Source organism: Rhizobium skierniewicense, assembly GCF_014196515.1.
Lineage (GTDB): Bacteria > Pseudomonadota > Alphaproteobacteria > Rhizobiales > Rhizobiaceae > Agrobacterium > Agrobacterium skierniewicense.
The window spans coordinates 324,207-342,232 of record NZ_JACIDV010000003.1; the positions used below are offsets into that span (position 1 = coordinate 324,207).

At 56.0% G+C, this 18,026-nt stretch carries 17 protein-coding genes; 2 read left to right on the forward strand and 15 right to left on the reverse strand.

Going from position 1 to position 18,026, the window contains the following annotated elements:
- Positions 1–41: 41 nt before the first annotated feature.
- Together GGQ73_RS06455 and GGQ73_RS06460 are read right to left on the reverse strand one after the other, a co-directional pair.
- On the reverse strand, positions 42–1,163 hold the full coding sequence (locus tag GGQ73_RS06455; RefSeq protein ID WP_183894889.1) for a CobW family GTP-binding protein: 1,122 nt from the start codon (positions 1,161–1,163) through the stop codon (positions 42–44).
- Positions 1,164–1,293: 130 nt separating this feature from the next.
- On the reverse strand, positions 1,294–2,358 hold the full coding sequence (locus GGQ73_RS06460) for a D-alanyl-D-alanine carboxypeptidase family protein (protein ID WP_412762961.1): 1,065 nt from the start codon (positions 2,356–2,358) through the stop codon (positions 1,294–1,296).
- Between the two features lie 203 nt (positions 2,359–2,561).
- Here GGQ73_RS06460 and GGQ73_RS06465 point away from each other — a divergent pair, with 203 nt between their 5' ends.
- Entirely contained in the window at positions 2,562–3,725 is a 1,164-nt protein-coding gene (locus tag GGQ73_RS06465; protein ID WP_183894893.1) for a M20 aminoacylase family protein, read from the forward strand.
- An 89-nt stretch (positions 3,726–3,814) separates the two neighbouring features.
- Here GGQ73_RS06465 and GGQ73_RS06470 read toward each other — a convergent pair whose 3' ends face one another.
- The 10 genes from GGQ73_RS06470 to GGQ73_RS06515 all read right to left on the reverse strand — a co-directional run bounded on the left by GGQ73_RS06470 (position 3,815) and on the right by GGQ73_RS06515 (position 15,658).
- Positions 3,815–4,855, reverse strand: coding sequence for a sn-glycerol-3-phosphate import ATP-binding protein UgpC (locus GGQ73_RS06470; RefSeq protein ID WP_183894895.1), 1,041 nt, complete (start codon positions 4,853–4,855; stop codon positions 3,815–3,817).
- Complete coding sequence (gene ugpE / locus GGQ73_RS06475; RefSeq protein ID WP_183894897.1) at positions 4,855–5,703, reverse strand: sn-glycerol-3-phosphate ABC transporter permease UgpE; 849 nt, start codon at positions 5,701–5,703, stop codon at positions 4,855–4,857. Before ugpE ends, GGQ73_RS06470 begins: the two co-directional genes overlap by 1 nt.
- Before the next feature lie 10 nt (positions 5,704–5,713).
- Positions 5,714–6,595, reverse strand: coding sequence for a sn-glycerol-3-phosphate ABC transporter permease UgpA (gene ugpA, locus GGQ73_RS06480; protein ID WP_174155763.1), 882 nt, complete (start codon positions 6,593–6,595; stop codon positions 5,714–5,716).
- A 131-nt stretch (positions 6,596–6,726) separates the two neighbouring features.
- Positions 6,727–8,031, reverse strand: a complete 1,305-nt coding sequence (gene ugpB / locus GGQ73_RS06485; protein WP_183894899.1) for a sn-glycerol-3-phosphate ABC transporter substrate-binding protein UgpB — start codon at positions 8,029–8,031, stop codon at positions 6,727–6,729.
- 178 nt (positions 8,032–8,209) lie between these two features.
- Entirely contained in the window at positions 8,210–9,316 is a 1,107-nt protein-coding gene (locus tag GGQ73_RS06490; RefSeq protein WP_183894901.1) for an RHE_PE00001 family protein, read from the reverse strand.
- 70 nt (positions 9,317–9,386) lie between these two features.
- On the reverse strand, positions 9,387–10,715 hold the full coding sequence (locus tag GGQ73_RS06495) for a sensor histidine kinase (protein WP_183894903.1): 1,329 nt from the start codon (positions 10,713–10,715) through the stop codon (positions 9,387–9,389).
- Between the two features lie 4 nt (positions 10,716–10,719).
- The gene (locus GGQ73_RS06500; protein ID WP_183894905.1) at positions 10,720–11,373 is read right to left on the reverse strand and encodes a response regulator; all 654 of its coding nucleotides are present in this window, start codon (positions 11,371–11,373) and stop codon (positions 10,720–10,722) included.
- 80 nt (positions 11,374–11,453) lie between these two features.
- Positions 11,454–13,115: a phosphoethanolamine transferase gene (locus tag GGQ73_RS06505; RefSeq protein WP_183894907.1), complete on the reverse strand. Its 1,662-nt coding sequence runs from the start codon at positions 13,113–13,115 to the stop codon at positions 11,454–11,456.
- Positions 13,116–13,298: 183 nt separating this feature from the next.
- Entirely contained in the window at positions 13,299–14,315 is a 1,017-nt protein-coding gene (locus GGQ73_RS06510) for a DNA topoisomerase IB (protein ID WP_183894909.1), read from the reverse strand.
- 116 nt (positions 14,316–14,431) lie between these two features.
- Complete coding sequence (locus GGQ73_RS06515; protein WP_183894911.1) at positions 14,432–15,658, reverse strand: PQQ-dependent sugar dehydrogenase; 1,227 nt, start codon at positions 15,656–15,658, stop codon at positions 14,432–14,434.
- Positions 15,659–15,848: 190 nt separating this feature from the next.
- Between GGQ73_RS06515 and GGQ73_RS06520 the strand changes: the two genes are divergently transcribed.
- Positions 15,849–16,034 (forward strand): hypothetical protein, encoded by a 186-nt coding sequence (locus GGQ73_RS06520; protein ID WP_174155771.1) that lies wholly within the window; start codon positions 15,849–15,851, stop codon positions 16,032–16,034.
- Here GGQ73_RS06520 and GGQ73_RS06525 read toward each other — a convergent pair whose 3' ends face one another.
- From GGQ73_RS06525 to GGQ73_RS06535, 3 genes are read right to left on the reverse strand one after another with little or no spacing between them, the layout of a single operon-like run.
- The gene (locus GGQ73_RS06525; RefSeq protein ID WP_174155772.1) at positions 16,035–16,661 is read right to left on the reverse strand and encodes a class I SAM-dependent methyltransferase; all 627 of its coding nucleotides are present in this window, start codon (positions 16,659–16,661) and stop codon (positions 16,035–16,037) included. It lies immediately after the preceding gene.
- 7 nt (positions 16,662–16,668) lie between these two features.
- On the reverse strand, positions 16,669–17,337 hold the full coding sequence (locus tag GGQ73_RS06530) for a pseudouridine synthase (RefSeq protein WP_183894913.1): 669 nt from the start codon (positions 17,335–17,337) through the stop codon (positions 16,669–16,671).
- Positions 17,338–17,376: 39 nt separating this feature from the next.
- A complete protein-coding gene (locus GGQ73_RS06535) occupies positions 17,377–17,973 on the reverse strand; it encodes an IMPACT family protein (protein ID WP_183894915.1) in 597 nt (198 codons plus the stop codon).
- Positions 17,974–18,026 lie beyond the last annotated feature (53 nt).

Sequence of the window (18,026 nt, forward strand, 5' to 3'; positions counted from 1 at the left end):
GCTTCAGTGGGTGGCTGGATGTTGAGCGTACAGGCGTGCCGTCAGAAGCGCATGCCCGGCACGGCGAGAGGATTGTCCGTCACCGCCTGTCGATCCGGCGTGTCGATCTTGGCGGCGCCCGTAAAGGCTCCGAACAGGTCTTTCACGAAAGCCTCGGGCAAATCCTTTGTGATGAGCACCATACGGGTCCGCTTGTCGGATGGGTCAGGCCAGGCAGCCAGCCGTTGTGGCGCATGAAAGATCGACTGGACCCCATGTAGCACGAGGGGACGGTCAAGATTATCCGACAGTTGAACGATGGCCTTCATGCGCAAAAGCTTCTCCCCATGCGCAGACCGGAGAAGATCGACGAACATTTCAAGCGCGATCGGGTCGATTGGTCCGTCGTGGACAATCGAAAATGAGCGGATCGATGCGTTGTGTCGATTAACGTCGTGGTGGTGGTGATGTCCGGCGTGATCATTGTGATCATCGTGATGGTCGTGATCGTGTTCCGCCTCCTCACCCAGCCAGCGGCTGACATCTCCCACTTTTGCCGCCGCGTCATAAAGGCCGTTTTCCAGAAGTGCGACTGCAGACCAGTCCTGACGATCACCATTCTCGATGGGTGCGCGTGGATTGAGCGTTTTGATGTGGGTGATGAGGGCGGCGACGTGTGCTTCATCCGTCATCGTCTGCTTTGTGACGATGAGCCGATCTGCAACGGCAATCTGCTTGCGCGCTTCCTCATGCTGGTCGAGCGTTGAGGCTCCGTTGACGGCATCGACGACTGTCACGACACCATTGAGCGAGACGTTCTGCGCGATCACAGGATTGCCGATGATGGACTGCATCACCGGAGCTGGGTCTGCAAGGCCTGTGGTTTCGATGACGATCCGATTGACCGGCTTCAATTTACCGGTCTGGATGCCGTCCATCAACTCCGCAAGCGTATCCACCAGTTCACCGCGCACCGTGCAGCACAGGCAGCCTTCTGCAAGCTCGATGATGCCATCACCGGACCGTTCCACCAGAAGGTGATCGATGCTGACATCGCCGAACTCATTGATGATGATGGCGGCATCCTGCATTGCAGGGTCTTTGAGAAGCTGATTGAGCAGCGTTGATTTTCCCGCACCGAGAAAACCCGTGATGATGGAGACTGGAATGCGATCGAGTGCCATAGACGACCTGTAGCGTTAGAACATTACATTTGACGCCACGTCTTATAACAAGAAATACCGTATGCGATAGCGTCGATCTACAAAAGGACAAACGGCCCATTGCAGGGAATGAACCGTTTCAAAAAAGGCGTCAGAATGTAGGGCGGGGGATCGGGATCGGCACATTCGCCGTGTTATCCTTGGCGGTCGTGTTGGCCGCTAGCGTCTCGCTGCCGGGGATCAGTCCCGCATAGGAATAGACAGGTGGGCGCGTCATTTCCTGAACGAATGGCGACTTGATGATCATTCGTCCGGCGTCGTCGCGACTTTCGCTGCGCACTTTTGCAGCTTTCGGATTGCAGATATCGGCACTGACGTCATTGACGAATTGCGTTTCACCGTAGGGCGCAAGTGATGCGATGGATACGCCCTGGCTGGTTGGTGCCGTCAGCCCCATTTGCAGGAGGTCCGCTGATTGGTCGGTGCGGCCCGCAAGACTATCGGCGCCGAGAACAACGCTGATGACCTGCCTGCCATTGCGTGTGGCAGAAGATACCTGATTGAAGCCGGATGCGCAGATGAAGCCGGTCTTCATGCCGTCGGCACCCTCGAAGCGACCGACGAGCATATTGTAATTGGCGTAATTTTTCTTGCCGGTGCTGACGCCTTCCAGCGCGAAATATCCCGCATATTCTGGAAACTCACGCTTCAAAATGAGGGCGAGAACGGCGAGATCACGCGCGGTTGTGTATTGCCCTTTGCCCGGCAGACCGTTCGGGTTGACGTAGTGCGTGGAGGACATGCCGAGGCGAGCAGCCTGCGCATTCATCTGCGCCACAAAATTTTCTGTGGTGCCGCCAACCGTTTCGGCAATCGCGACGGCCACGTCGTTGGCGGATTTGATCAGCAACAGTTTCAACGCGCTATCCAGCGTCAGCTTGGAGCCCGGTTTGAAGTACATCTTGCTGGCCGGCTGATCGGCGGCTTTCTTGCTCATCACCACTTCTGTGGTGGGGCTCAGCTTGCCGGATTTCATGGCGCTAAAGGCGATATAGGCCGTCATAAGTTTCGTGAGGGATGCGGGATACCATTTGCGGAAGGCTTCCTGATGCGAAATGACCTTGCCAGTGCGCACATCAATCACCATTTTGGGATTGGCATGGGCAACCGATGCCAAAGCCAGAACACTGGCGGAGATCGCGGCAAAGGTTTTCACAAGCCGCCCTGCGGCACGGTTTGGTCTGGATTTTTCTTGCAAGGCGTATCCTCGAATTCCCGTCTTTGTTCCGGGATTTGCAATATTCACCATATATGTCCTTGCAATGGCAAAGTACATTGATTGCGTCAATTATGCGGCGCAATATTCGCAGCGAACGTGTGTTTTGCAGATGTCGAGAATGGGAAATCGGGAATAACAGTATGCCAGTTTTGAACAGAGCCGCCGAATTGCAAGCAGAAGCAAGCGAGTGGCGACGCAGTCTCCATGAAAATCCTGAACTCCTTTACGACGTTCACGAAACCGCCGCGTTCATTGCAGGCAAGCTCGAATCTTTCGGTGTTGACGAGATCGTGACAGGTATTGGCCGCACCGGCGTGGTCGGTATCATCCATGGTCGGCATGGACAGGGGCGCACTGTCGGGCTCAGATCCGATATGGACGCTTTGCCGATCATGGAAGAGACCGGCAAGCCCTGGACGTCGAAGGCACCCGGCAAGATGCATGCCTGTGGTCACGATGGCCATATGGCCATGCTGTTGGGTGCGGCAAAACATCTGGCGGAAACACGCAATTTCACAGGCTCGGTCGCTGTGATCTTCCAGCCAGCGGAGGAGGGTGGCGCTGGTGCGCTTGCCATGGTCGAAGATGGCCTGATGACGCGCTTCAAGATCGATGAAGTCTACGGCATGCACAATATGCCGGGTATACCTCTGGGATCATTTGCCATCCGCAAGGGTGGGATCATGGCAGCGCCGGACAAGTTCTCCATTATTGTCAAAGGTCGTGGTGGCCATGCGGCTCAGCCGCATCGTACGACAGACCCGATCTCAATCGGGGCGCAGATCGTGACCAATCTCCAGCTGATTGCGTCGCGCAACACCGATCCCATCCGCTCGATCGTCGTGTCAGTTACGCGTTTTCAGGCGGGTTCCAGCCATAACATCATTCCCAACGAGGCGGTGATCGCAGGCACGGTCCGCACGCTGGATGAGGGCGTGCGCGACGTGGCACAGGAACGCATCAAGCAGATTGCTGAGGGCATTGCGACAGCCAACGATGCTGAGGCGGAAGTGGTTTACGAGCGGCATTGTCCCGTGACGGTCAACCATGCCGCTGAAACCGAGCACGCTATCCGCATCGCCCGCGATATCGTCGGCGACAAGAATGTCGATCCCGATGTGGACCCATCCATGGCGGGAGAGGATTTTTCCTACATGCTCAACGAACGCCCCGGGGCCTTTATATTTCTCGGCAATGGGGAGAGTGCCGGGCTGCACAATCCGGGCTACGACTTCAACGATGAGGCGATCGCCTATGGTGTGTCCTACTGGGTGAAGCTTGCCGAGCAGCGACTGGCTGGCTGAAAGGCTTGAGAGTGTGAACGACCGCGATCTTTGCGCGCGGTCGTTCCCCATCTTTGCGTTAGAACGTTTCCATTTAACAAGGAAACGCTCTAAATGCGCGAACCAGCGGCATCGAAAAGATGGAAATGGGCTGGATCCGCCGTGATCGTCACAGTCTGGCCGATTTCCATTGCCGATCGACCGGGAACGCGAAAGACGATGCTACCGCCATCCGACATTTCGCCGTGAACATAGCTCTCCGCACCGACCAGTTCTACCGCCGCGACTTGAACTGGCAGCTTGAATGCGGCGTTGGAATCCGTGTCCGCAATAATGAGGTTTTCCGGGCGAACCCCGATTGTCACCGCATTGGAGGGAATGCTTCCATTTTCAGGGACGTTCCAGACGGAGCCGTTGAGTGGCAGCAGGTTCATCGACGGAGAACCGATGAAGGTGGCGACGAAACTCGTCGCTGGCTTTTCGTAAAGTTCGATAGGCGTGCCAACCTGCTCGATACGTCCCGCATTCAGGACCACGAGGCGATCCGCAAGCGTCATCGCTTCCATCTGGTCGTGGGTCACATAGATGCTGGTCGTGGCGAGAGAGCGTTGCAACCGCCGGATTTCGACACGCATCTGCACGCGCAGCTTTGCGTCGAGATTGGACAGGGGCTCATCGAACAGGAACGCAGACGGTTTGCGCACGATAGCACGGCCCATGGCAACGCGTTGACGCTGGCCACCTGACAGTTGGCGCGGCTTGCGCTCCAGATATTGTTCGATTTCCAGAGCTTTTGCCGCATCCGTTATCCGGCGGTCGATTTCGTCCATCGGTGTGTTGCGGTTCTTCAGGCCGTAAGCGAGGTTCTGGCGCACCGTCATGTGCGGGTAAAGCGCATAGTTCTGGAAAACCATGGCAATGTCGCGCTCGGCAGGTTCGAGATCGTTGACGCGCTTGCCCGCGATGTCGATGCTGCCGGAGCTGATGCTCTCCAACCCGGCAACCATGCGCAGAAGCGTCGACTTTCCACACCCCGACGGTCCGACCAGCACGATCATTTCACCGTCCTGAATGTCCAGCGAGACGCCCTTGATCGCCTCGATGTTGCCGCCATAGAGTTTGCGGACGTCCTTGAGTTCGATTGTCGCCATTACTTTTCAGTCTCCACCAAGCCTTTGACAAACCAGCGCTGCATGAAGACGACGACAAGAACGGGAGGGATGATCGCCAGGATCGCTGTCACCATCACGTAATTCCACGGTGTCGAAGCATCGGTGAAATCCACCATGCGGCGCAGGCCAATTATGATTGTGTTCATTTCGGCGCGATCCGTTACCAGCAACGGCCACAAATATTGCGTCCAGCCATAGATGAAGAGGATCACGAAAAGGGCGGCGATATTCGTTGTCGAAAGCGGCAGCAGAATATCGCGCATAAAGCGGAACGGCCCCGCATTGTCGATGCGCGCCGCCTCAACCAGTTCGCCGGGTATCGTCAGGAAGAACTGGCGAAACAGGAATGTTGCTGTCGCAGACGCCATCAAGGGAAGTGTCAGGCCCGCATAGGTGTTCAACAGGCCGAGGTCTACGATCACCTTGTAGGTTGGCAAAATGCGGACTTCCACCGGCAACATCAGCGTCACGAAAATCATCCAGAAGAACCCCATGCGGAAGGGGAACCGGAAGAAGACGATGGCAAACGCCGAGAGGAACGAGATGACGATCTTGCCTATGGCAATCGCGACCGCCACGACGAAGCTGTTGAACAAAAGCCGCTCGAGACTGACGCCCACGACACGTTCCACACCGCCGGAAATCGCCTCGTGGTAATTTTCTACCAGATGGCCTGCTGGCAGCAGCGACATGGGCGGACGCAGGATGTCCGTCGATGTCGCCGAAGACGCGATGAATGTGTAGTAGATCGGAAATGCCACGATGATGATGCCAATAACCAGCATCAGATGGGCCATGAACGTTGCGATGGGACGGTTCTGGATCATGATGCTTTCCTCAACCGTAATGCACGCGCCGCTCGACGAAGCGGAACTGGAATGCCGTGAGCGCAATGACGATGACCATCAGGACCACCGATTGAGCGGCGGATGAGCCGAGGTTGAGATTGACGAAGCCGTCATTGTACACCTTGTAGACCAGCGTTTCCGTGGCCTTGGCCGGGCCGCCGCCGGTGACGGAGTGAATGATGCCGAATGTATCGAAGAAGGCGTAGACGGTGTTGACGACCAACAGGAAGAAGGTGGTCGGTGCCAGAAGCGGGAATATGATCGTCCAGAAACGCCGGGCTCCCCGTGCACCATCGATTGCTGCGGCTTCCAGCAGGGACTTGGGTATGGCCTGAAGACCCGCAACAAAAAACAGGAAATTGTAGCTGATCTGCTTCCAGGCAGCAGCAGCGACAACCAGCGTCATGGCCTGATTGCCATCCAGCAGAGGATCCCAGGCGATGCCATTGCGGCGCAGAAGATAGGCGAGCGTGCCCATGGCCGGGTTGAACATGAACAGCCACAGCATACCGGCCACGGCGGGCGCGACGGCGTAGGGGATGATCATCATCGTGCGATAGAAGCCCTTGCCGCGCACCACCAGATCGGCAGCCGTTGCCAGCAGAAGGGCAGCCGCCATCGAAAGCAGCGCCGTTGCGATGCTGAAAACGACGGTGACCTGAAGCGCATGCAAGTAGTTGGGGTCGGACAGAATGGCTGAAAAGTTTGCAAAGCCGACGAAGGTACTCTGAAGGCCGAACGGATCCTCCCGCATCGCGGACTGGTAGAGCGCCTGGCTCGCCGGCCAGAAAAAGAACACGACTGTCAATACGATCTGTGGAGCAACCAGAAAGTACGGAAGAATTTTGTTTGGAAAGACGACGCTTTGCAAAAGCGGGCTCCTTTGGAGTGTCGGGCAGATGGTTTTGTAGACTATGGAACGTTTGGAACGGCGCGGAATATGTGTTCTGCGCCGTTCTCTTGTTCCCCAGTCACCGTTCTAAAACGGGCCAGAAACAAAATTTATCTGCCGATTGCCTGCTGGATGGCTGCGTTGCCGCGTTCGACCGCCTTGTCGAGGGCGGCTTTTGCATCCTGCTTGCCAGCGAGCATCGTTTCGAACTCTTCATTCATGATGTCGCGAACCTGCGGGAGATTGACCAGACGTACACCCTTGGAGTTTTCTGTCGGAGGCTTGCCCATCATCTGCAGCAGAGGCGTTTCGCGCGCTGGATTCTTTTCATAGAAGCCAGACTTCTTGGTGTCCTCATAGGCCGCAAGCGTTACCGGCATATAGCCGGACACCTGATGCAGACGCGACTGAATTTTGGTCTGGGACAGGAAGTGGAAGAATTCTGCGGTGCCCTTGTATTCGTCATCGGACTTGCCGCCGAAGACCCAGAGGCTGGCGCCACCAGGGATAGTGTTTTGCGGGCGACCGTCACCCTCGTCATAGGGCAACTGGCCGATGCCGTAATTCATGCCGCTCTTGACGATATCGCCAAGGCCTCCGGAAGACTCGGTCAGGATGCCGCATTCGCTGGACGTGAAAAGCTGCTTGGCCTCGGATGTGCGACCGCCGTAACGGAACGTGCCGTCCTTGGCGAGATCGGCAATCGCTTGAAAATGCTTGACGAAAGGCTCTGAGTTGAAGGCCAGCTTCACGTCGGTGCCGGCAAGGCCGTTTTCATTGCTGCCGTAGGAAAGGTTGTTCCATGCCGCAAAGTTTTCGGTCTGAATCCATGTCAGCCATGTGGATGTGAAGCCGCAAGGAGCAGCGCCGCTCGACTTGATCTTCTTGGCGGCATCGAAAACCTCTGCCCAGGTCTTGGGTGGATTTTCAGCATCCAGTCCGGCCTTCTTGAAGGTGTCCTTGTTGTAGTACATGATCGGAGAGGAGGAATTGTAAGGGAACGACAGCATCGTGCCGTCCGGCTTTGAATAATAAGAAACGATGCCGGGCAGATAGTCGGCTTTATTGAATTTGAAACCGCCCTTTTCCAAGACATCGGCCACCGGCACGATGGCGCCCTGCGCACCCATCATCACACCACTGCCCGCATCGAAAACCTGAATGATGGCTGGCGGTTGCTTGGCACGGAACGCCGCGATGCCTGCATTGAGCGTTTCAGGGTAGGTGCCTTTGAAGACAGGCAGGATCTTGTAGTTGGATTGGCTTTCGTTGAATTCTTTTGAAAGCTGCTCGACAACTTCGTTGTTTGCACCCGTCATGGCGTGCCACCATTGGATTTCCGTCGCGGCGAGCGCGCTGGACGCCATCAAAAGAGCAGTTGCAGCTGTAGTCACTGATGTGAGAACGACTTTCATGGAATTTCCTCCCTACCATGAACTCATTTTATAGCGATTGAGAATCGCCTTTAGCATTTCTTGCTCACTTACGTCGCTCGTAGCAACCTCTTTTTGCGCAAGAGGGCCGAGATGCTCGTTAGTCTGCTAATATAATGAGGAAACCGGCTGATAGCAGGCGAATAGAGAATTGTGTCGGTTAAATCACGCCCCATGCACGAAAGCGCCCGCGTCCGGTCATTTCCCGCAGCTCGAGTTGGTTGGCGAGACCCACGGCCCCTTGAGGTGTCGTTCCCAAGGCTTTCACAATCATGGCCGTGGAAACAACCGGTCTGGCTAATACCAGCGCGATCAATTCCGGCAGGCGTGAGTTTGACCGACGACCGGTCAGTCTGCGGTCCATCCGGCTCTTGGCATTCAGCAGACGATCGTGCTCTCTCAAACCGATGTTGGCTGCTTCCTCCATACTCTCCAGGAATGCCCGGATCCGGTCGCGTTGGTTAGGCGCATTTCGTCGCTCACGCGGAACTGCGCGCAGGCCGGTGTTGAGCGGAGCCAGATGGGAAACCGTGAGCCCTTCCGCGCGCAGCAATGCCGCTGCCAGTTGGCGTCCCATCCACGGACTTCGCTTGAGGACTTCGAGCTTGTTCCATGCGTCGAGTGCGATCGCTGCGCGTAGCACCGGCGGCAACCCCTCGGTTGCTGTCAACGCCTGTTTCCATTCGCTCAACCGCTCGTCCTCGTCCCAATCGAGGTCACGTGTGACATCGTTCTCCCGCAGATATGGCTTTGCAGCCTCCGTGCTTATGGAGGAAAGGGTCGCGGTGCTGCGCGCGATCAATTGGTCGATGGCCGACAGCTCATCCCTGAGGGGTGCGGTTTCGTCGTCGTCCGCCGTTGTTTCGGCATGGCTTATGCTTTGTGATTTCGGGCGCGCGTGGATGTCGCTCATATCGGCCCCATCCCTGCCGCGAAGGCGAGAAAGCCCGGATTGACTGAGAGCCCATTGGGGTTCGTTGCCGGATATCTGTCTGCGAGCTCGCAAGATGCGGTTGGCAACCCCCAATTCATGGGTCGGTGCGCGAATGTCCATATGAGCGTCGTGCAGGACAAGATCTTCTATATGGACAAGTTCGCCATCGACCCACAGGGATGACACCGCATCCATAAAATCCTGCCGCTCGAGAAATCCGCCACCAATGGGTGAACGTAAAATGCGCTCATCCAAACGTGCCAAGGCCTCCGTCGCCTTGGCGCACGGCATCAACAGCGTCGCGAGGGACAGTCGAGTGACATCGTAAAGCATGGATTTTGATAGAATGCGCCGGATATGAAAGCAATTTCGACACTGACTTTCATTTGGTTTTACCCGGGTTTTATGGTTTCAGGAGAGAAATTTCGACTTCAAACCCATCGCTGCGCCCGGTGGCGGGTGATAGGACGCGAAGCGATCCCTTCATCTGAGCGACCAAATGCTGAACGATGGCAAGACCCAGGCCAGAGCCCGCAGCCTGCGTCGCGCCTCTGGTAAAGCGTGTCGTCAGTTTAGGGAGAAGTGCGGGATCGATGACTGCACTTTGATTGACGACGCGAAACGAGTTGTCGTTGCCGATGTAAACATCCACACGGCTGCCGTCCGGGCTGTGGATCAGTGCGTTTTCGACAAGATTGCGGACGACGATCCCGAAAGCGTCGGGATTGATTCTACCCTCCAGCGCGCCGTCGCGGGCCATGTGCAGTTGAATGCGGTTTGCCCCGAGATCGGAGCGCTCGATGTCTTCCAGGACCAGTTCTATGATCTGTAGCAGATCCGTATCGGTGTCGGAGGTGCCGATCCCCGCATCCGCCCGGGACATTTGCAGAAGTTTCTCGGCAAGTTGCGCGAGATGAGAAAGGGATCGCTCGATCTGGTCCACTCTCGGCGCGAACGCGAGGGGAATATCGGCCTTCAGACGCTGGGCCTGGGCAAGCGCACCTGCAATGGGTGTTCGCAATTCATGGGCGCTATTGGACGCGAACGCCCTCTCGGATTCCAGAGCCGCGCGCAAACGCTCCAGCAAAAGGTTGACGGATCTGGCGATCGGGTGAAGTTCTCGCGGTAAATGCTGGTCATCAACAGGTACCATGTTGCCACTGTCCTTGCGCCCGATCTCATCTCTTAACGTCTGCACGGGTGCAAGTGTGCGCCGAACGACGAGCACAACTGCGACGATACTTGCCGGGATCAGAAACAGCAGAAACAGCACCAGCGCTGTCCCTGCCTCGACAATGGCCTCCCGGCGGTTGGCAAAGGCGTCCGCGACTTGCAGATAGAGGCTGCCGTCCGCGTTGCCGACCGTGTAGATGCGGTGCGTGGGCGTATCGGCAAACCCGGACGTAACCGGCACGTCAAACGGCTCCGCAGCGCTGTCGTAGGAGCGCAGCAGAAGCTCTCCCTCGCGATCACGCAGCTGGTAGGTCAGATATTCCTCTCCCGTGGCTGGCTGCACGAGCCGACGCTCGGCTTCGGGACTACGTTCCTTTAGGTCGTCTGCGATCAGCGGCATCAGCCGCTCAGCGGTTTCCTGCACGGAACTGTCGAAGATTTCCGCAAACTCATCCTGCATGACCATGATACCGAGACCAGAAGCGATCATCCAGGAGAGCGCGACCACACTTGTGAGCGCGATCACCATGGTGCGGGTCATACTGTCTTTTCGTTTCATTGCGTTACCTGATCGTGTAGCCGAGGCCGCGTACCGTTTCGACCCTGTCGGCCCCGATTTTCTTGCGAAGGCGGCTAACATAGACTTCCACGGTATTGCTCTCGATTTCTGCCCCGAATTCGTAGAGTGTCTCGTGCAGTTGCGCCTTCGAGACGACGGCTCCGGGTCTTTCAACCAGTTTGTCCAGCACCGCCCACTCGCGTGCGCTCAGCGTCAGCGACTGCCCGTTGACGATGATGTTGCGGGCGACCTGGTTGATCTCGATGCCCGCCAGTTTGACGACCGATGCCGAGCGGCCCTCATAACGGCGGGAAACGGCCAGCATGCGCGCGGTCAATTCGCCCAGATTGAAAGGTTTGACGAGGTAGTCGTCTGCGCCGGAATTCAAACCTTCAATACGGTCAGACACCTGGTCGTGAGCGGTCAAAATAATGACAGGCGTTGCATCATTGCGATTTCGCAAGCCCTTTAATATGGAAAGGCCTTCACCATCCGGCAGTCGGAGATCCAGCAGAACGAGACCATAGGCAACGGTGTGCGTTGCGGCTGTCGCATCGGCGACGGTCTTGAACCAATCGACGGCATGGCTTGCTGCGGCAACATGATCCCTAAGCGCTTCGCCCAGCACATGATCGTCTTCGACAAGCAGAACACGCAAGAATACCTCGCTTTCGACCCCAACGACCGGAATATTACAGTGGGTATTCTGCGTATCTGATCTCGTCAAGTTGCATATGATCAAGCTGCCGGTCTGTGGGCGCAATTGCTGAAGACATCAAGCGACCGGTCGTAGACGGATGTCGATATGTTCATCATGCCCAAAATGCTGTGGAAGAAGTTGTCATGTGACCGCCCGCCCGTCTGTGCATCCTTAGCAAGGCAAGCGCTGTCCAATCCCATTGATTTTGCGAAGTCATTATCAACCCAGACAACAAAGGGAACATGCGTCTGCTCGGCCGGGGCAAGAATATAAGGCGCACCATGCAGATAGATTCCATTTTCACCCAGTGATTCACCGTGGTCGGACGCATAGATCATACCCGTCGCCAGCTTGTTGGATCGCGCTTTGAGCTTGTCGATAATGGCTGAGAGGAAGTGATCGGTGTAAAGGATCGTATTGTCGTAGGCGTTCACGATCTCCGAATCCTGGCAGTTCCCAAGCTCGGCGGTCTGGCAATCGGGCGTGAATTTGCGATATTCGTCCGTGTATCGAAGATGGTAGGTAGGGCCGTGACTGCCCAATTGGTGAAGGACAATCACGCTATCCTTTGTCACGCCATCCAGCCAGCTATCGAGCCTGTCCAGAAATATATCGTCGCGACATTCGCCCGTCGGGCAGAATTTCGGGTCCTGAGTGGCGGAAAGATCGAAATAGGGTATGCGGTCGGCGACGTTCTTGCTGCCCGTGTCATTGTCCCACCAACGGGTATCGACACCTGCATGGACGAGAACATCGACAAGATTTTCATTCGATAACGCCTTGCTGTGACTGTATTCCGAGCGGGTAAAGCGGGAGAACATGCAAGGAAGCGATATGGCAGTCGCGGTTCCGCAGCTCACCGTATTGGGGAAGTAGACGACGTTCTGCACCTTGAGTTTCGGATTTGTCTCACGGCCATATCCGTTCAGCGAAAAGTTCGCTGCACGTGCCGTCTCCCCGGCGACGATGACGGTGATGCGCGGCTTATGAACGCCAGCCAGAGCCGGCATGATTTTGGCGTCCTGCCCGGTAGGGGACACCGTCAATTTCGCCTCCTGATCCGCCTGCATCACGTAATGGATCGTCGAGGAGATCGGCGTCAGCGGGTTCAGACTTTTGACGAGATCCTTGTGCTGGCGCACGGCGGTCGTGAACGTCTTGGAGTTTGCCGCAGCGATGGCAATCGTTACAGAGAGACATGCGATGATGGCGAGTGTGTTCCACAGCAGTTTCGAGAAAAACGGGCGGTGCTCGATCTTGATCACGCATAGAATGGCAATCGGGATGCCGGCAAAAATGGCGAGATGGAGGGCAAATCCCGGAGTGATCAGATTGTTGGCTTCGGCATGCGTCGTTTCAAACGCGTTTCGCACCATATCGCTATCGATGACTGCGCCGAACCTGTCCATGAACCAGGAAGAGAGCGCAGCGACGATGATGAGAAAACCGAATATCGGCTTGGTGACATATTTTGCCGTGAACAGAATGAAGACGGCCGAAAATGCAGCACCCAGCGCGACGTATAGCCCGAAAATAGCGACCGGATAAGGAGCAAGATAGGTGTGCACCTTTGCCCAGAACGTGTGATTTGTAAACGCCAGTACATAGAGCGCTGTCACCACTCCGAGTGTGACGCTACCGACGGCAGGCCGCCTGACCTCAGTACGGCCGTTTCTCAATGTTGTAGATGACAAAGACATCGCATTTCTTCCCATAAGCCAGACCATAGACGCACCCGCTGAGGAAAAGCGGTGACGCAAAATGGTGTCTGAGAAGGTGGATGTGTCATGGAGCTGACATGAAACTGAACGACGTGTTATCGATAAACGTCATCATGTCCAGCGTGATTTTACGCTTCGATCCCTGGCGACGGTTGGCAGACGCTATGGAAGAAATGCCAAGAGCTTACGCTCGTCGGCCCGAAGGCCGGAGGTTTGTTTCGAGTCGCTGCCAAGCACTGTTTCCAGACGTTTGATTGCCTTTTCGTCTGTTGCGATATCCAGCACTGCGGGATGCACATAGCTCTTTCGGCAGATCGTCGGGGTGTTCGACAACTCTTCGGATGCCGCAACGCACATGCTCTTGATGGTCGGCCGATCACCGCCCTCAAGCGCACGTGCGGCATGCCCGAAGGCTGCGAGAGTGCCGCCCCATGTGCGAAACGTTTTTGCCGAAATTCCTTCGCCAGCGCTTTGAGAGATGTAGGCGTTCAATGCGCTGGAATCGACCGGGTGGACGGCACCCGCGTCGTCCTGCCAGACAAACAACTGTCTGCCGGGAAGATCGGCGATATTCTCCAGAATTCGCTGCAGGCGAGGATGCTTCAGCTTGCGCTTCACGCGCTGTCCCCCCTTGGCTGCAAACCGCAGCTCGATCGTTTCGCCGAATTTGATGTGTTTCTTGAGAAGTGTTGTTGCACCATAGGTGCCATTCGTTTCCAGATACGTCTTGTTGCCCACACGTAAATGGGCTGCGTCGAGAAGGAGAACGAGGGCAGCAAGGGTCGCATTCTGTCCAGTTTCCTGCTTTGCAATATCGGACGCCGCGCGTCTGCGGATCGACGGTAAGGCCTCGCCGAACGTCTTGAGCTGGTAGAATTTCGTATCGCCCCGGAAGGCATGCCATTCAGGGTGATAACGATATTGTTTGCGTCCACGCGCATCATAGCCGGTGGCTTGCAAATGGCCGGTTGGATCGAGGCAAATCCACACCTTTTCGTAGGCTGGTGGCACGCCAAGTGATTTGAGGCGGTTGATTTCGATCTTGTCTGAGAGACGTTCGCCACTGGGTAGGCGGTAGGAAAACCCGCTGCCGCGGCGTTCGCGTGCTATGCCCGGCTCTTGATCGCTGACATAGGTGAGCCCGATTTTTTTCAGTAAGCGGATTGGTAACTGGTTCATGTTCGCAAATGGCTCCTCATCCTACGCAGGATAATGCGCCCAGCGCGTTCGTGTTCCAGAAACAGCTAAAGGACGCGGCCGGGAGCGGGTTTGTCAACGCTCCCGGCCGCGTTGCTTCAAGCGCCCGGCGTGAGCTTCAGGATCTGGGACTTGCCGCCGCCGCGCTGCTCCGTCACCGCATAGATGGAGCCGTCGGTGCCGACTTTCACATCGCGGATGCGCTCTTCCAGGGGCAAGCGGCTTTCAGAGACAACCTTGTCGTTGTCGATTTTCAGGACAACGATGCCTTTGGTGACGAGGCCGCCAATGATCATCGAGCCCTTCCACTCCGGAATGGCGTCGGAATCATAATAGGCCATGCCCGATGGACCGATGACTGGGTCCCAGTAATAGACGGGCTGTTCCATTCCGTCCTTGGACGTCATTCCGTCTCCAACAGCGCCGCCGCTATACTCGATACCATACGTGATGACAGGCCACCCGTAGTTCAGGCCGGCCTTGGGTAGGTTGAGTTCGTCGCCACCCTTGGGACCATGCTCCACGGTCCACAAACGGCCCTGACCATCAAGCGCTGCGGACTGCATGTTGCGATGACCGTAACTCCAGATTTCAGGTAAAGCGTTGTCTTTGTCGATGAATGGATTGCCTTGGAAGGCTTTGCCATTGGTATCGATACGGAAAATCTTGCCCAGCCCACTCGATACATCCTGTGCCTGAACACGTGGTTCCTTGTCGGAACGTTCGCCGACAGTCACGTACAATTCCTGATTGGGACCGAAGACAAGGCGCGAACCGAAGTGCTTGTCTCCGTCATAGGTTGGCATCTGGCGGAAAATGACCTTGGTGTCTTCCAGTAGGGCTTTTCCGTCGCTTTCAACAAGTTTGGCAGATGCGACAGAGGTGCCGTTGCCACCATCACGCGGCTCCGAAAATGAGAAATAAATCATTTTCGATGTATCGAAATCAGGCGCAAGCGCGATATCCAGAAGCCCGCCCTGGCCAGCTGACGACACCTCGGGCACACCCTCGAGGGCGGGGCTTGCCTTGCCGTCCGTCACGATATGCATCGTGCCTTCCTTGGCAGCCACAATCATGCGGCCATCTGGGAGTATTTCCATTGACCACAGATGCGGAAGCCCATCAGCAACGACGGTTTTGGTCAGTGACGGCATTTTGTCGGGTTGCGGGGCGCGCGTCTGTCCAGGGAACGCAGGTCGCTGATCCGGCGCATTGGCCTGACCCACTTCAGCCGAGTTGGCAGATTGAGCGTGGACATTTTTACCCAGGGGCACCACGAGGCACATGGCGAGAACAGTCGTTGTAAGTAGATGGACGCGCGGCATAGATCTCCCTTCCAAATTATGATGACTGGCCGGAAACATATGGGTCGCAGTTTCGTTTCATCAAACCGTCTCAACAAAACTTGATCCCATCGTGTAAATCTGACGTTCTGATATTTCATGGGTAAGAATTGAGTTGGAACGCTTTGATTTGCCACCAGTTTCTCTTCGTTGAAATGCCAAGGAGGATAGAATGCAAATCGTGGTCAACACGGAAATGGAAACGGCAGATGTGAAGCCGATCCAGAGCGTCGCGGAGTTCTGCCGCCGCTATCGGCTGGATGAAACAGAAGAGTCGCGCTTGCGCACGCTCTTCGGCGAATTCGCATCGCGCCATGAACTCCTGATGAATGCTCAGAGAAAGGCCGTGTTTCGCTGATCAGATGGACGGTGTTGCATTCAAAATCATGAAAACGTCATAACGCGTGCTTTTTCCAAGTAACTGATGAGATGGTTTACGGACGCCGGGCATGGGTTCGGCGCGAAGTGGCCATTTCAAAACGACACGTTTTTGAGCGTGGACCAGCGCAATCTGCATAAGTTCTGCCTGATCAGGATCGGCTCCTACCAATTCCCGCAAGACCCGCATTTCCTTTTTTACCAGCGCGGTGTTTTGACGTGGCGGATGCATCGGGTCGATCAAAATCACTTCAGGAGATAGCGTGGGAATGATGTCCCGCGAATCGCCATGAAGCAGCGTCATTCTCGACACGATAGTCTCATAGGCGCCACCTTCAGCCTTGGCGCGCAACATCGCATCATGTAGCAGGGCATGCATCTGCGGCGATCGTTCAATGAGGGTCACTTCCGCTCCCAGCGAAGCGAGCAAAAACGCATCCCGTCCCAGTCCTGCGGTGGCATCGACTATTTTCGGAAGTTTGCCACTTTTCAACCCTGCCGCTTTGGCCAGTGTCTGGCCTCGACCCTCACCTGAGCGCAATCTGTGCCCGACGGCACCGCCGACAAAATCCACGATAAAGCGTTCGTCACGATCTTTGTCCGTCATTGTCATCTCAAAAAGGGCAGGCAACGTTGAATGTTACATCGCGACCGTCGGGGTGTCGAAATCCCAACGCCTCGGCATGCAACAGCAAGCGCGTGGATGCCTTCAAAGCGTCGCCATCGGAGTAAAATTCATCGCCCAATATCGGGTGACCGATGGCCTTCATGTGGACCCGCAACTGGTGTGTCCGCCCGGTCAAGGGATAAAGCATAAGCCGTGTTGCCGGAAGCGGTAGCCGATCAAGAACGCTCCATCTGGTTTGCGACGCCCGGCCAGCCTCGTGGTCCACGCGGTGGCGCGGTTTGTTGTCAGGATCAATTGCGAGCGGAAGGTCGATTTGACCTGCCTCGCCATCAACATGTCCCCAGACAACAGCGACATAGGATTTCTGCGTCGTTCTGTTCTCGAACTGCGAGGCGATCGTAGCATGAGCGTTACGGTTCAGCGACATGAGCACGATGCCTGAAGTATCCTTGTCCAGCCGGTTGATCATCAAAGCCTTGGGAAACTGTTTTTGAACGCGCGTTGCCAAGCTATCGGAAAGTGCCGGGTCTCGACCTGGAACCGACAAAAGGCCGCTCGGTTTGTCGAGCACAACGATATCCTCATCCCGGTAGAGCACGGAGATATATGGCTCCATAGGCGGATGGTAATTCGGATTTGAAAGCGCAAATGACATGCTGCCTCATAGCACAAATTTTGCTGATGGCGAGGTGGTCTATGGCGGCGTTTGTGGCAACGGAAGCGTCACGCGTCCACCTGTCAGGTTCAAAACCATCCGGGCAACTTCGGTCGCATGTGAAACGGGCACCGCAAGAGATAAGTTCGCACCGCTGTCGGTGAATGTCTCTGCTTTTATCCTGAGATTTGGTACTGCCAGAAGTCTGGCCTTTACCAAGGCAAGATCGGAAAATCCGCAGTCCAGGGTCGTCTCGACTGTTGCAACAAGCTGTGTTTTTCCGCCGTTGCGCAAGCAGATTGCAGCAGTACCTCCATACGCGCGCATCAAGCCGCCGCTGCCCAAAAGAACGCCTCCGAACCATCGCGTGACAACCACTGCGATGCAGTCGAGGGACTGTCCGTCGATGGCTTGCAAGATGGGTTTGCCAGCGGTGCCGGATGGCTCTCCATCATCGTTAAAGCGATAAACCTGGCCAATGCGCCATGCCCAGCAATTGTGGCTGGCCGTTGCATCCGAACGCTCCTCGATGAAGCATTTGGCCGCCTGTTCATCCGCGACAGGGCCGGCCCATGCAATGAACCGGCTTTTCTTGATGTCCTGAGAACAGGTTTCGAGGCCATTGAGCGTGAACATGACGCTTCATTAGCGCATGTATTGTGACAGGCAAATCGTTATAAGGCAGACCG